The organism is Rathayibacter rhapontici (assembly GCF_001995175.1).
Lineage (GTDB): Bacteria > Actinomycetota > Actinomycetes > Actinomycetales > Microbacteriaceae > Rathayibacter.
This window is the reverse complement of the sequence record NZ_MUKN01000085.1, coordinates 1-11695: the sequence shown is the minus strand read 5'-3', so window position 1 is coordinate 11695 and position 11695 is coordinate 1. Positions and strand designations below refer to the sequence as shown.

The following is an 11695-nucleotide window of genomic DNA, read 5'->3' as shown; positions in this document are numbered from 1 at the left end:
AGCGCGCACCGGTCGGGCGGGGCCCGGGACCGGGCCGGGCGAAGGCGCGGTCGTCGCCGCGCACCCGGTCCACTCCCCCGGCGAACCCCCGCTGGAACGCGGGGTCGTAGCGCGGGTCCACGCGCTCGCGGCCGCCGCGCTCGCGCACCCGCCCGCCCGTCGTGCTCGTGTCCGGGTCCTGCCCGTCCCTGTCAGTCATCGTCGACCTCCGGCTCCGCGGTGAGGAGTCCGCGCAGCCAGTCCCGCGCCTCGATGAACACCTCGTCGTCGTAGCGTCGCACGTACGAGACCGGACGGCGATCCGCCCGGGGGTAGGAACCCAGGAAGATCACCCCCGGGCTGAAGCGGCGCAGGCCCAGCAGCGCGTCGGCGACGCGCTCGTCCGCCACGTGCCCGTCGAGGTCGAGGACGAAGCGGTAGCGGCCGAGGGCGTCTCCGATCGGCCGCGACTGGATCATGCTCAGGTTCACTCCGCGGGTCGCGAACTGCTCGAGCATCTCGAGCAGAGCGCCCGGCTCGTCGGCCGGCAGCTCCGCGATGATGCTCGTCTTGTCCGCGCCCGTCGGCTCGGGCAGGAGCGTCGTCCGCGAGACGTGCACGAAGCGCGTGACCGCGTTCGGGTTGTCGCCGATCCGCTCGGCCAGCACGTCGACCGCGTGGTGCGCGACGATCCCCGGAGGAGCGATGGCGGCGTCCGCGGGAGAGCCGGCGAGCAGGTCCACCGTCGCCTGCACGTTGCTGGAGGCGGGGAGGTACTCGTGGCTGGGCAGCTCGGCGTCGAGCCACTGCCGGCACTGGCCGTAGGCGACCGGATGCGCGGCCACGGTCCGCACGTCCGCGAGCCGCGTCCCCGGCCGCGCCACCAGGATGAACGAGACGGGCACCAGGTACTCGCCCACGATGCGCAGCCCCGGGATCCGGGCCAGCGCGTCCTGCGTGGCCGTCACTCCGCCTTCGACCGAGTTCTCGATCGCGATCACGGCCCCGTGGCTGCGACCCGAGACCAGGTCGCCCAGCGCCTCGCCGACGTTGGCGACGCTGCGCCACTGCTGCCCGCGCGCCTCGGGGACCTGCGCGAGCGCCGCCTCGGTGAACGTGCCGGAGGGCCCGAGATAGCTGTAGACACGGGACTCGGAGGCGCTGTCGGGCATGGCGGACAGCCTAGCCACCGGCTGTCCAGGCGGTATCGCGGGCCCGGGCGGGCTGCCACTATGGACCCCATGACCGATCGCGCAGGGAAGCCGGCACAGGCCTCCGATCTCATCGACGTCGAAGCCCTCGTGAGGGCCTACTACGACAACAAGCCGGATGTGTCCGACCCGCTCCAGAAGGTGGTCTTCGGCACCTCCGGGCACCGCGGATCCTCGTTCGACACCGCCTTCAACGAGGACCACATCGCCGCGGTGACGCAGGCGATCGTCGAGTACCGGACCCAGCAGGGCATCACCGGCCCCCTCTTCATCGGCGCCGACACCCACGGCCTCTCGCGCCCCGCGCTGACGACCGCCCTCGAGGTGCTCGTCGCGAACGAGGTGCGCGTGCTGGTCGACGAGTTCGACGACTTCGTGCCCACTCCGGCGCTCAGCCACGCGATCCTCCGCTGGAACAACGACCCGGCGCACACCGACGAGGCCGACGGCATCGTCGTCACCCCGTCGCACAACCCGCCCCGCGACGGCGGCTTCAAGTACAACCCGCCGCACGGCGGACCGGCCGACTCGGACGCCACCACCTGGATCGCGAACCGCGCCAACGAGCTCATCGCCGACGGCAACCGCGATGTGAAGTCCGCCGAGCCCTCGGCCGTCGAGACGTACGACTTCCGCACCCACTACGTGGCGGATCTGAAGAACATCATCGACATCGACGCGATCAAGAAGGCGGGAGTGCGCATCGGCGCCGATCCGCTCGGCGGCGCCTCGGTGCACTACTGGCAGCTGATCGCCGAGATGTACGAGCTCGACCTGACCGTCGTCAACGGCGAGGTCGACCCGGCCTGGGGCTTCATGACCCTCGACTGGGACGGCAAGATCCGGATGGACCCGTCCTCCCCGAGCGCGATGGCCTCCGTCGTCGCCCGCGCCGGCGACTACGACGTGCTCACCGGCAACGACGCGGACGCCGATCGCCACGGCATCGTCACCCCCGACGGCGGGCTGATGAACCCCAACCACTACCTGGCCGTCGCCATCCAGTACCTCTACACGCACCGCACCGGCTGGCGCGAGGACGCGGCGATCGGCAAGACGCTCGTCTCCTCCTCGATCATCGACCGCGTCGCCGAGTCGCTCGGCCGCCGCCTCTGGGAGGTGCCGGTCGGCTTCAAGTGGTTCGTCCCGGGCCTCGTCGACGGCTCGGTCGGCTTCGGCGGCGAGGAGTCGGCCGGCGCGTCGTTCCTCCGCTTCGACGGCACCGTGTGGACCACCGACAAGGACGGGATCCTGCTGGCGCTGCTCGCCTCCGAGATCATCGCCGTGACGGGCAAGAGCCCGTCGGCGCTCTACCGCGAGCTGACCGAGCGCTTCGGCGATCCGGTCTACGAGCGCGTCGACGCCGTCGCCACCAAGGCGCAGAAGGCCGCGCTGGGCAAACTCGACGGCGACGCCATCTCGGCCACCACGCTCGCGGGTGAGGAGATCGTCGCGAAGCTCTCGAAGGCCCCGGGCAACGGCGCGGGCGTCGGAGGCGTGAAGGTCGTCACCGAGAACGCGTGGTTCGCCGCGCGCCCCTCCGGCACCGAGGACGTCTACAAGATCTACGCCGAGTCCTTCCGCGGCCTCGACCACCTGCACGAGGTCCAGGCCGAGGCCCGCACCATCGTCGACGCCGCACTCGGCTCCTAGCCGTCGGCGTTCCCGAACTGCCCGGAAGGGCTCGTTCTCCGTTGCGAGAACGAGCCCTTCCGGGCAGTTCAGCGTCGAATCGCGGCGTGGACCTGCGCGACGACGGACGGGAGGTCGGCGAGGTCGTCGCCGGTGAGCTCGATGACGACGTAGCCGGCGGCGCGGAGGCGGCCGATCCGCGCGCGGTCCCGGCGCCATCGGTCGCGCTCGACCCGGTGGTAGTCGCCGTGGTACTCGACGATCACCCGCACGGAGGGGATGCAGAGATCCACTCGGCCCAGGAACGCACCGGCGTGGAAGATCTCCACGTTGGCCTCGATCCCCGAGACGCCCGCGAGGACGAGCGCGACACGCACGAGCGACTCCGGCCGGGACTCGGCCCTCGCATCGAGCAGACCGAGCGCCTGCCGCAGTCTGCGGAGGCCTCTCCTGGACCGGTACCTCGAGACCGCTTCCTCGAGCGCACCGTGAGTGCACAGCCCCCGACGCAGGAAGAAGTCGCCGACAGCGACGAGGTCCCCGAGCTCGAGGACGGCACCGAGATCGCCACCAGGTGCGGGCCGCCGTCGTCAGCCGGCCCAGCGGGTACGTCAGCACCTCGACGGAGGTGTCGATCGCGAGGGACCGCCCGGAGATGCCGTCTGCATGGGGCGCGCGCCGAGGTGCCGCGACGGCGATGTCGAGTTCCGTCCGGCGTTCCCAGGGCAGATCCAGCGGCGCGCCCCAGAGGAGGGCAGCCGTCGGCCCGCACGCGAACGCCTCCCTCCCGAGCCGGTACAGGAGGGCTGAGCAGCGCTCGCCGAGCGTCGTCGCCGGTCGCACCGATCGGACGCCGCGCACCGGCGCCGCGATCCCGCGCATCGCCGCTCTCGTCGCCCCCGCCGCGTATCCCTCCGACACCCGGAACACACCGTCGGGAAGCTCTCCGTTCACGCGCCCATGCTGACGACTTCCGTGCCGCCGCGTGCACAACTCTCCACAGCCCCTACTGATTCGCCCGGAAGGGCTCGTTCTCGCACTGGAGAACGAGCCTTCCGGGCGACTCAGTGCCGGGCTGCTACCAGCGGGGGTGGACGGCGGGGCGGAAGTGGGTGTCGTAGAGGGCGGTGACGGCCTCCATGAACGCCGGGCCCAGCGGGGCGGCGTCGGCGGCGGTCGCGTTCGCGCGGGCCTGCTCGGGCGAGCGGGCACCGGGGATCACCGAGGTGACGCCGTCCTGCTGGATGATCCAGGCGAGCGCGGCGGCCGCGGGGGCGAGGCCGTGGTCGGCGGCGAGGCGCGAGAACTCCTGCGCGGCCTCGACTCCGGTGGCGAAGTCGACGCCCGAGAAGGTCTCTCCGACGTCGAAGGCCTTGCCCTCGCGGTTGTAGTTGCGGTGGTCGTCGGCCGCGAACGTCGTCTCGGTCGTGTACCGGCCGCTGAGCAGCCCCGAGGCGAGCGGCACGCGGGCGAGGATCCCCACTCCGGCCTCGCGGGCCGCCGGCAGCACCGCGTCGAGCGGCTTGAGGCGGAACGCGTTCAGGATGATCTGCACGCTCGCGACGTTCGGCCGCGCGATCGCGGTCAGCGCCTCCTCCGTGCGCTCGACCGAGACGCCGTAGTGCGCGATCGCGCCCTCGGAGACCAGGGTGTCGAGCGCGTCGAACACGGCGTCGTCGGAGTAGACGGAGGTGGGCGGGCAGTGCAGCTGCACGAGGTCGAGGGTGTCGACGCCGAGGTTCCTGCGCGAGCGGTCGGTCCAGGCGCGGAAGTTGTCGAGGACGTAGTTCTCGGGCACCTGGTCGACGCGGCGGCCCATCTTGGTCGCGACGAACACCCCGGAGTCGGGGTGCGCCGCGAGGTAGGAGCCGATCGTGCGCTCGCTGCGGCCGTCGCCGTACACGTCGGCGGTGTCGAAGAGGGTCACCCCGGACTCCACGGCGGCGTCGAGGATCGCGAGGGCGTCGTTCTCGGCGACGTCACCCCAGTCGGCACCGAGCTGCCAGGTTCCGAGGCCGACGACGGAGACGGGCGCACCGGTGCGTCCGAAGATTCGAGTGTCCATTGCTCCACCGTAGGCGCGGACCGCGTCGCGCGGAGCCCCTTGCGCGTGCCCTAACGTCGAGGGCATGCCCCTCGTCGTCCTCGGAAGCGCCAACCTCGACCACGTCCACCGCGTCGCCCGCATCCCGGCTCCCGGTGAGACCGTGCTGGCGTCCGACTACCGCACGTTCCCGGGCGGCAAGGGCCTGAACCAGGCGGTGGCCGCCGCCCGCACCGCCGAGGGCACCGCGTTCGTCACGAGCCTCGGCCGCGATGCGGCGGGCGACGAGCTCGCCGAGGTGCTCGCCCGCGAGCCGCTCGAGCTGCACGCGCGCCGGGTGGAGCAGCGCACGGGCACCGCGCAGATCACGGTCGACGACGCGGGCGAGAACGCGATCGTGGTCGACTCCGGAGCGAACGCCGCGTTCACCGGGCTGACGGGCGCGGAGGAGGCGGTCGTCGCGGGCGCCTCCGCTCTGCTCCTGCAGCTCGAGGTGCCGCAGGAGACCGTCCTCGCCACCGCGCTCACGGCGCGCGCCGCCGGGGTCGTCACGATCCTGAACGCCGCGCCGATCGGACCGCTGCCGGACGAGCTGCTCGCCGCGCTCGACGTGCTGATCGTCAACGAGCACGAGGCGCGCGAGCTCGGCAGCGCGCGCGGCCTCGAGTCGGCGGACGACACCGCGCTGGCCGCGGCGCTCACCGCGCTCGTGCCGCTCGTGCTCGTCACGCTCGGGTCGGACGGGGTGGTCGTCGCCGCACGCGGTCGCGAGCCGCTGCACGCCCCCGCGTTCCGCGTCCGCGCCGTCGACACGACCGGCGCCGGCGACACCTTCTGCGGCGCCTTCTCGGCGCGGCTGGCGGCGAGCGCCGTCGACCTCGCCGATCCGGGGTCGCTGCTGCCCCTGGTCCGCTGGGCCGGCGCGGCGGCCGCCGTCTCGGTGACGCGCGCGGGCGCGGCCGTGTCGGCCCCGACCGCCGCCGAGACGGAGTCGTTCCTCGCCGATCAGGGCTGAGCGCAGATCCCTCGGAGCTGAGCGCCCGGGAGCGGGCACCCGCCCCTAGTCGACCGCCGCGATCCGCACCGCGATCCTCGCGCGGCGCTCCGGATGCTCCTGCTCGCACCACTCCCGCGCCACGGCGCCCACGGCTCGGGCGACGCCCGGAGCGGACGCCTCGGCGGCCACTCCGATGTCGATCGAGACGACGATCCCGTCGGGTGCGATCCGCACGAGGACGGGCTCGGCCGACGTGCCGCCCGACGCGGTGCCGACGGAGCCCGGCAGCAGCGGGATCGGCGAGGGAGCGAGCGCCGTCGCGGCGTGGGCGAGCACATCGCGGGCCTCGGCCCGTGCCGGCACGACCACCGCCACTCCGGGAACGGCGCGCACGAGCGCGGTGACGACGGACGAGGGGCTCGCCGACTGCGGGGCGACCACGCCGCCCGCCGTGCTCACGAGTCCTCCGTTCCGGGGATGTAGACGTCCTCGACGCGGACGTCGATCGTCGAGATGCTCAGCTCGGTCTGGGTGAGCAGTCGCGAGTGGATCCGCTCGCGCACCTGCTGGGCGGCGTCGGCGATCGGCACGCCCCAGAACACCGAGATCGTGACCTCCACGGCGATCTCCGCCTCGGGGTCACCGACGTCGCCGACCAGACGGCAGCGGCCGACCAGCACGCCGGGGACGCTGTCGCCGGCCTCCCGGACGAGGCCGCGCACGGCGCCCTCGGTGATCGTCAGCTCGACGTCGGGCTCGGGGCTGGCCAGGGGGATGTCGCGGCCGGCCCGCGCCTCCCGCCGCACCTGGGCGAGGATCGAGCCGAACCAGCTCTCCTCCGGTGCGGGCAGGCGCTCGGCGTCGTCGTCGATCAGCGCGCCGGAGAGGGCGCGCACCCGCTCGAGCGCCTGGAGCGTCCTGCGGTGCTCGGGCGACTCCTCGATCGCGGGGTCGTAGGGGAGCGTCCGCGGTCGAGGTAGTCGCTGAGGTCGTCGATCGTGCGCTCGTCCGCGGCGCCGTCGGGCACCGCCTCGACGGGCACGACCTCGAGCGCGTCGCTGCGCTCGGATCCGGCCGGCCGGTCGCCCGGCACCTCCGGCCTGTCGTCCGCGTTCATCGGGCCTGCTCCTTCATCGGGGACGTCCTTCATCGCCAGTCCTCCATCGCCACGACCAGTGACTCGCGGGCTCGCGCGAGCTTGCCGCGCACGGCCGTCGGGGTGATCCCGAGGTGCTCGGCGATCTCGCCGTAGGACTCGCCGCCCACCTCGCGGAGCAGCCAGCACTGGCGCTGGGACTCCGGCAGGTCGGCCAGTGCGGCGGCCAGCGCCTTCATCGCGTCCGAGCGCTCGGCGGCCTCGAAGGGCCCCGGCTCCTTCGCCGCGGGGTGCTCGACGGCGTCGACGTCGTCCGCGGGGCGGCGCTGGCGCAGCAGGTCGACGCTCGACCGGCTCACGATCCGCATCATCCAGCTGCGCACGCTCGCGGGCTCCTTGAGCTGGGGCAGCTGCGCCCAGACGGTGATGAGCGCGTTCTGCACCGCGTCGGAGGCGTCGGCCTGCGAACCCGTCAGCCGCCACGCGTACGCGCGGAGGATCGACTGGTGCCGCTTGACCAGGACCTCGAAGGCCCGGACGTCGCCCTCGGCCGAGCGCTCGGCGAGGAGCGCATCGCTCGCCGACTCCAGACCAGGCATGGCGCGCTCTCTCCTCCGACCGTCGGCACGGTGCCGCACGACTATCAGGCAACGGTCAGGAAATTTCCCGACCCGGACCGTGACGATCGCCCGCCGGGCTCCGTCTCACTCATGTAAGCACAGCCCGGACGCGCAGGACTGCGAAGTCGATGCGACCGGGCCTTCGATCCCCGACCGCGCTCCCGCGGCCGACGAGACGCACAGGAGTCATCATGAGCGACAGCACCCGCACCCCCTCCACCCCCCGCGTCGACACGTCCGTCGACACCGTGACGAGCCTCGGAGGCGCCGTGTCCGGCACGGCCCAGGGCCGTACTGTCATCGACGACGCCGTGATCGCCAAGGTCGCCGGCATCGCGGCCCGCGAGGTCCCCGGCGTCTTCGCCCTGGGCAACAACGCGTCCCGCGCGTTCGGGGCGATCCGCTCCGCCGTCGGCGCCAACGACCACGGCCAGGGCGTCCGCGTCGAGGTCGGCGAGACCCAGGTCGCGGTCGACGTGACCCTCGTCGTCGCCTACCCGGTGCCGATGCAGACCGTCGCCGACCGCGTGCGCGACGCCGTGGCCGAGGCGATCACCGAGCTCGTGGGCATGACGGTCGCCGAGATCAACGTCGCGATCGTCGACGTGCACATCCCCGGCGACGACGACTCCGCCGAGACCGAGAGCCGCGTCCGATGAGCGCCCCCACTCCCCCCGCCGCCTCGAACCGCAGCACCGTCCTCGGCGTGGTCGTCGGCGCGATCCTCGCGTTCGCCGCCCTGCTCTTCGGCTTCTGGGGCTTCGTCCTCACCGCCGTCTTCATGGCGCTGGGCGTCCTGATCACGCGGATGCTCGACGGATCGCTCGACGTGCGCAGCCTCGTGGACGTGTTCCGCGGCCGCACGACCTCCCGCTAGGAGCACCGCATGACCACCGCCCTGCAGTCGCGGCCCGCCACCGGTGCGCCGGTGGCGGGGACCGTCACCGTCAGCGTCCGCTCGATCGAGCGCACCGCGATCGCCGTCGTGCACGAGGAGCTCGGCGTGGAGGTCTCGGCGATCCGCGTCCGCCTCTCGGACGACCGCGGGGGCCTCGCGCTCGCCGTCACCGCCCCGGTCGTCGTCGATCGCGACCCCGTCTCGGCTCCCGGAGCCGACGGCGGGAGCCTGCTCGACCGCCTCCACCGCGACCGCGCCCGCATCGCCGCACGGATGCAGGCCCTCACCGGCCGCACCGTCACCCGCGTCGACGTGCGCGTCACCGGCACCCGGACCCGCAGCACGAGGAGAGTCGCATGAGCCCCGCACCGTCGCCCCGCGACGCCGCACCCGACGCCCGGTACCGCCGCTTCCTGCGGCGCGAGACGCACCGGTCGCGCTCGGCGGCCGAGATCGTCGTCCTCGCCGTGATCGCCCTGATCGCGGTGCACGTCGGCACCGAGGCGGTGCTCGCCGTCCTCGGCGCGGCTCCGCTGCTGATCGCGCCGTCCGACCTGCTCGCCGCTCTCGTCGGAGTCGGGGAGCTCGCCACGGGCGCGCTCATCGGCATCGCCGTCGGCACGGGTCTGCTCGCGCTGATCCTGCTCGTGCTGGCCCTCGCCCCCGGTGCTCGCGCCCGGCACACGATCGCCGACGACCGCCTCGCGGTCGTGGTCGACGACGGAGTGATCGCCTCGGCGCTCGCCCGCTCGGCCCGGACGATCGCGCGGTCGCGCCGCGAGGACACCAGCGCCTCGATCGGCCGCCGCACCGCGGTCGTCTCGATCATGCCGGCGTCGGGCATCGGCGTCGACCGCGACGCGGTGCAGAAGGCCCTCGACGAGGAGCTGGAGCGCATCGCTCCGCAGCCCGCCACCCGCGCCACCGTCCGCATCGCCGACTCCGGGAGGATCTGATGACCACGAGCAACCGCTTCCTCAACCGGCTCGTCCTGCTCCTCGTGGGCCTCGTGCTGGCGGCCGTCACCGCCGGGCTCGTCCTGGTCGCCGTCTCGCCGCCCGTGCGCGACGCGGTCTCGGCGTTCGGATCCGACCAGGGGGCGTCGCTCGTCTCGCGGATCTCGCCCGAGGACGGGACCTCGTGGAGCGACTCCGCCGTCCTCTGGCCGCTCTACGCGATCGTCGGCGTGTGCCTGGTGGGCGTCGTGCTCGCCCTGGTGCTCGCCCTCGCCCACGGCCGCGGCCGCACCGGAACGGTCCTGCGCGACGAGACGGCGACCGAGGGCGGCCCCGCCGGCGCCGTGGAGTTCGGCACCGGCTTCGCCGAGGACGTCCTCGAGAACGCGCTCGCCGGCCGCGGCGACCTGCTGGACGTCACGGTGTCGGCGTACGAGCACGGCTCGACCACCGCGCTCAAGGTGCGCGTCCTCCCCCGGTCGGGCGTCTCGCCCCGCACCGTGGTCGACGCCGTGCACGCGGAGGTCGAGAGCCTCGACCGGCTCCTCGGCGCCCGCCTGCCGGTCGTGCTCGAGGTCGCCTCGAGCGCTCGCGCCGGCTTCTCGAAAGAGGACCGCGTCTCCTGAACCGCGCAGCGCCTGCGGCGCTCGCTGCACCACCCCTCCAGCGGCCTTCGCCGGAGGATCCGAGAACAGAACGAAGGGAGCCCCTGATGGGTGCTGACGACAAGATCCGCAACGCCGCTGAGAACCTGGTCGGAAAGGCGAAGGAGGCGGTCGGCAAGATGACCGACAACGAGCGCCTCGAGGCCGAGGGCCAGGCCGATCAGACGAAGGCCCACACGAAGAAGGTCGGCGAGGACGTCAAGGACGTCTTCAAGAACTGACGTTCTCCCCGCGACGGAGGGCCGTCACCGCTCACGCGGTGGCGGCCCTCCGTCGTCGTCGGCTCAGATGCTCCAGAACATGATCCGACCGGCCGAGGCCGAGTCGATGTCCTGGTCGAAGTTGTCGACGGTGTGCGACGCGTAGAGGACCGTGTCGCCGTCCACGCTCGTGACGATGCCGGTGTGGTCCCAGTCGCCGGAGCCGTCCCAGTCGAACTGGACGACGTCGCCGACCTCGACCTGGTCGCGCTGGTCGTTCGTGAGGGGCGTCGCGCGCTCGGGGTGCGCCGCGAGGTAGGAGTTGAAGGCCGTCGAGGACGCCCAGGCCGAGCTGTACCCGCCGCCGGCCGAGAAGCTCCACTCCGAGTCCATGCTCCAGCCGCGGGCGATGAGCGACTGGGAGGTGAAGTTGACGCAGTCGTTGCCGCCGATGACGCCGTACTGCGCCGAGTTGTACTCGTTCCAGTAGGTCTCGACGTAGTCGAGCTGGGAGGCCAGCCGGCTGGCGTCGAGCGCCGCGGCGGCCTTCGCGGCCTCGATCGCGGGGTCCGGCGTGTACGCGAAGGTGATGGCCGACGCGACGACCTTGGTCGTCGCGAGCACCCCGGTCGCGGTCGCGGAGGCGGTCGGCTCGGGCGCGGAGCGCCGAGGTCCGCAGCGGGGTCGGCGAGGAGCGGCTCGGGCGCCGTCGTCGCGATCGCCGGCTGTGCGACGGGCGTGCCGTCGGACGTGACGGCGGCAGCGGCGTCGGTCACGGCGTCGAAGGTGATCGGAGCGCCGCTCGCGTCGAAGAACGCGACCGGCACCACGCCCTCGATCTCACCGGAGGCGGGCGGGGCGGTGACCGTGATCCGATCGGGGTTCTCGACGGCCACGCTGCCCTCGGCCTCGCCGAAGCGCACCGAGGCGACCGAGTCGAGGTTCGAGCCCTGGAGCGTGACGGCGGTCCCTCCGGCGACGGTGCCGGTGGTGGTCGAGACGCCGCTCAGCACGACGCGGGCGGAGGCGGTCGTGGCGGGGAGCACGGCGACGGTGGTGGGGAGTGCGGTCGGCGCGGTGGATGCGGAGGCGCTGGCCGAGGCGGACTCGGAGGACCCGGATCCGCCGATGGTGAGGCTCGCACCCGCGGCGACGGCGACGACGACGAGGCCGCCGGACATCGCGAGCACGAGGTGGCGGCGCGTGGGCCGGAGGAAGGCGGAGCCGCGACGGGCGGGCTCGACGCGCGGGCGGTGCTGGCGGTGGCCCTCCGAGGTGCGGCGGTCGCGACGCGAGACGAAGACGGTCTCGGCGGGCGCATGCGGCGGCACGGAGGCGGAGGGGTGGACCGGGCGGGGCTCCTGCACGGCGGGAGCGGGGGCCGCCTCGACGGCGGG

17 protein-coding genes and 1 pseudogene are annotated in these 11695 nt (G+C 73.3%); 8 read left to right on the top strand and 10 right to left on the bottom strand.

Annotation, left to right across the window (positions count from 1 at the left end):
• A partial coding sequence (locus B0T42_RS19720) for a hypothetical protein (RefSeq protein ID WP_139344574.1) occupies nucleotides 1-199 on the bottom strand: 199 nt, incomplete at its 3' end.
• Entirely contained in the window at nucleotides 192-1151 is a 960-nt protein-coding gene (gene pheA, locus B0T42_RS17885; RefSeq protein ID WP_094742804.1) for a prephenate dehydratase, read from the bottom strand. The genes pheA and B0T42_RS19720, both read right to left, overlap by 8 nt.
• A gap of 69 nt (nucleotides 1152-1220) precedes the next feature.
• On the opposite strand from pheA, the gene pgm reads away from it, so the two are divergent.
• Nucleotides 1221-2843: a phosphoglucomutase (alpha-D-glucose-1,6-bisphosphate-dependent) gene (gene pgm / locus B0T42_RS17880; protein ID WP_077224353.1), complete on the top strand. Its 1623-nt coding sequence runs from the start codon at nucleotides 1221-1223 to the stop codon at nucleotides 2841-2843.
• Nucleotides 2844-2911: 68 nt separating this feature from the next.
• Here the strand turns inward: pgm and B0T42_RS17875 are convergent, their stop codons facing one another.
• Nucleotides 2912-3199 (bottom strand): DUF559 domain-containing protein, encoded by a 288-nt coding sequence (locus B0T42_RS17875; protein ID WP_083741873.1) that lies wholly within the window; start codon nucleotides 3197-3199, stop codon nucleotides 2912-2914.
• Nucleotides 3200-3900: 701 nt separating this feature from the next.
• The gene (locus tag B0T42_RS17870) at nucleotides 3901-4887 is read right to left on the bottom strand and encodes an aldo/keto reductase (protein WP_077224351.1); all 987 of its coding nucleotides are present in this window, start codon (nucleotides 4885-4887) and stop codon (nucleotides 3901-3903) included.
• A 64-nt stretch (nucleotides 4888-4951) separates the two neighbouring features.
• Here B0T42_RS17870 and B0T42_RS17865 point away from each other — a divergent pair, with 64 nt between their 5' ends.
• Nucleotides 4952-5881 (top strand): ribokinase, encoded by a 930-nt coding sequence (locus B0T42_RS17865; protein ID WP_077224350.1) that lies wholly within the window; start codon nucleotides 4952-4954, stop codon nucleotides 5879-5881.
• Nucleotides 5882-5926: 45 nt separating this feature from the next.
• Here B0T42_RS17865 and B0T42_RS17860 read toward each other — a convergent pair whose 3' ends face one another.
• The 4 genes from B0T42_RS17860 to B0T42_RS17850 are packed head-to-tail and all read right to left on the bottom strand — an operon-like array spanning nucleotide 5927 to nucleotide 7558.
• Nucleotides 5927-6322: a hypothetical protein gene (locus B0T42_RS17860; RefSeq protein ID WP_077224349.1), complete on the bottom strand. Its 396-nt coding sequence runs from the start codon at nucleotides 6320-6322 to the stop codon at nucleotides 5927-5929.
• Complete coding sequence (locus tag B0T42_RS17855) at nucleotides 6319-6759, bottom strand: Asp23/Gls24 family envelope stress response protein (protein WP_158078175.1); 441 nt, start codon at nucleotides 6757-6759, stop codon at nucleotides 6319-6321. The genes B0T42_RS17860 and B0T42_RS17855 overlap by 4 nt, the downstream gene beginning before the upstream one ends.
• Nucleotides 6735-6980, bottom strand: a complete 246-nt coding sequence (locus B0T42_RS19715; protein WP_139344572.1) for a hypothetical protein — start codon at nucleotides 6978-6980, stop codon at nucleotides 6735-6737. The genes B0T42_RS17855 and B0T42_RS19715 overlap by 25 nt, the downstream gene beginning before the upstream one ends.
• A gap of 29 nt (nucleotides 6981-7009) precedes the next feature.
• Nucleotides 7010-7558: an RNA polymerase sigma factor gene (locus B0T42_RS17850; RefSeq protein WP_077224347.1), complete on the bottom strand. Its 549-nt coding sequence runs from the start codon at nucleotides 7556-7558 to the stop codon at nucleotides 7010-7012.
• A gap of 212 nt (nucleotides 7559-7770) precedes the next feature.
• On the opposite strand from B0T42_RS17850, the gene B0T42_RS17845 reads away from it, so the two are divergent.
• The 6 genes from B0T42_RS17845 to B0T42_RS17820 all read left to right on the top strand — a co-directional run bounded on the left by B0T42_RS17845 (nucleotide 7771) and on the right by B0T42_RS17820 (nucleotide 10319).
• On the top strand, nucleotides 7771-8238 hold the full coding sequence (locus B0T42_RS17845; protein WP_077224346.1) for an Asp23/Gls24 family envelope stress response protein: 468 nt from the start codon (nucleotides 7771-7773) through the stop codon (nucleotides 8236-8238).
• Complete coding sequence (locus B0T42_RS17840; RefSeq protein WP_077224345.1) at nucleotides 8235-8456, top strand: DUF2273 domain-containing protein; 222 nt, start codon at nucleotides 8235-8237, stop codon at nucleotides 8454-8456. Before B0T42_RS17845 ends, B0T42_RS17840 begins: the two co-directional genes overlap by 4 nt.
• A gap of 9 nt (nucleotides 8457-8465) precedes the next feature.
• Nucleotides 8466-8837: a hypothetical protein gene (locus B0T42_RS17835; RefSeq protein ID WP_077224344.1), complete on the top strand. Its 372-nt coding sequence runs from the start codon at nucleotides 8466-8468 to the stop codon at nucleotides 8835-8837.
• On the top strand, nucleotides 8834-9433 hold the full coding sequence (locus B0T42_RS17830; RefSeq protein ID WP_077224343.1) for a DUF6286 domain-containing protein: 600 nt from the start codon (nucleotides 8834-8836) through the stop codon (nucleotides 9431-9433). Before B0T42_RS17835 ends, B0T42_RS17830 begins: the two co-directional genes overlap by 4 nt.
• Nucleotides 9433-10059, top strand: a complete 627-nt coding sequence (locus tag B0T42_RS17825; protein WP_077224342.1) for a hypothetical protein — start codon at nucleotides 9433-9435, stop codon at nucleotides 10057-10059. Before B0T42_RS17830 ends, B0T42_RS17825 begins: the two co-directional genes overlap by 1 nt.
• Before the next feature lie 86 nt (nucleotides 10060-10145).
• Nucleotides 10146-10319 (top strand): CsbD family protein, encoded by a 174-nt coding sequence (locus B0T42_RS17820; RefSeq protein ID WP_077224341.1) that lies wholly within the window; start codon nucleotides 10146-10148, stop codon nucleotides 10317-10319.
• A 63-nt stretch (nucleotides 10320-10382) separates the two neighbouring features.
• On the opposite strand, the gene B0T42_RS17815 is transcribed toward B0T42_RS17820, so the two are convergent.
• Entirely contained in the window at nucleotides 10383-10922 is a 540-nt protein-coding gene (locus B0T42_RS17815; protein WP_077224340.1) for an amidase domain-containing protein, read from the bottom strand.
• A 248-nt stretch (nucleotides 10923-11170) separates the two neighbouring features.
• A pseudogene (locus B0T42_RS22825) lies at nucleotides 11171-11479 on the bottom strand (IPT/TIG domain-containing protein); the annotation flags it as partial.
• Nucleotides 11480-11695 lie beyond the last annotated feature (216 nt).

Bases quoted from the DNA above. Each gene is read 5' to 3' on its own strand.
- B0T42_RS17870 (WP_077224351.1), bottom strand. From the start codon at position 4,887: ATGGACACTCGAATCTTCGGACGCACCGGTGCGCCCGTCTCCGTCGTC.
- B0T42_RS17840 (WP_077224345.1), top strand. From the start codon at position 8,235: ATGAGCGCCCCCACTCCCCCCGCCGCCTCGAACCGCAGCACCGTCCTC.
- pgm (WP_077224353.1), top strand. From the start codon at position 1,221: ATGACCGATCGCGCAGGGAAGCCGGCACAGGCCTCCGATCTCATCGAC.
- B0T42_RS19715 (WP_139344572.1), bottom strand. From the start codon at position 6,980: ATGAACGCGGACGACAGGCCGGAGGTGCCGGGCGACCGGCCGGCCGGA.
- pheA (WP_094742804.1), bottom strand. From the start codon at position 1,151: ATGCCCGACAGCGCCTCCGAGTCCCGTGTCTACAGCTATCTCGGGCCC.
- B0T42_RS17850 (WP_077224347.1), bottom strand. From the start codon at position 7,558: ATGCCTGGTCTGGAGTCGGCGAGCGATGCGCTCCTCGCCGAGCGCTCG.
- B0T42_RS17865 (WP_077224350.1), top strand. From the start codon at position 4,952: ATGCCCCTCGTCGTCCTCGGAAGCGCCAACCTCGACCACGTCCACCGC.
- B0T42_RS17835 (WP_077224344.1), top strand. From the start codon at position 8,466: ATGACCACCGCCCTGCAGTCGCGGCCCGCCACCGGTGCGCCGGTGGCG.
- B0T42_RS17845 (WP_077224346.1), top strand. From the start codon at position 7,771: ATGAGCGACAGCACCCGCACCCCCTCCACCCCCCGCGTCGACACGTCC.
- B0T42_RS17820 (WP_077224341.1), top strand. From the start codon at position 10,146: ATGGGTGCTGACGACAAGATCCGCAACGCCGCTGAGAACCTGGTCGGA.
- B0T42_RS17830 (WP_077224343.1), top strand. From the start codon at position 8,834: ATGAGCCCCGCACCGTCGCCCCGCGACGCCGCACCCGACGCCCGGTAC.
- B0T42_RS17825 (WP_077224342.1), top strand. From the start codon at position 9,433: ATGACCACGAGCAACCGCTTCCTCAACCGGCTCGTCCTGCTCCTCGTG.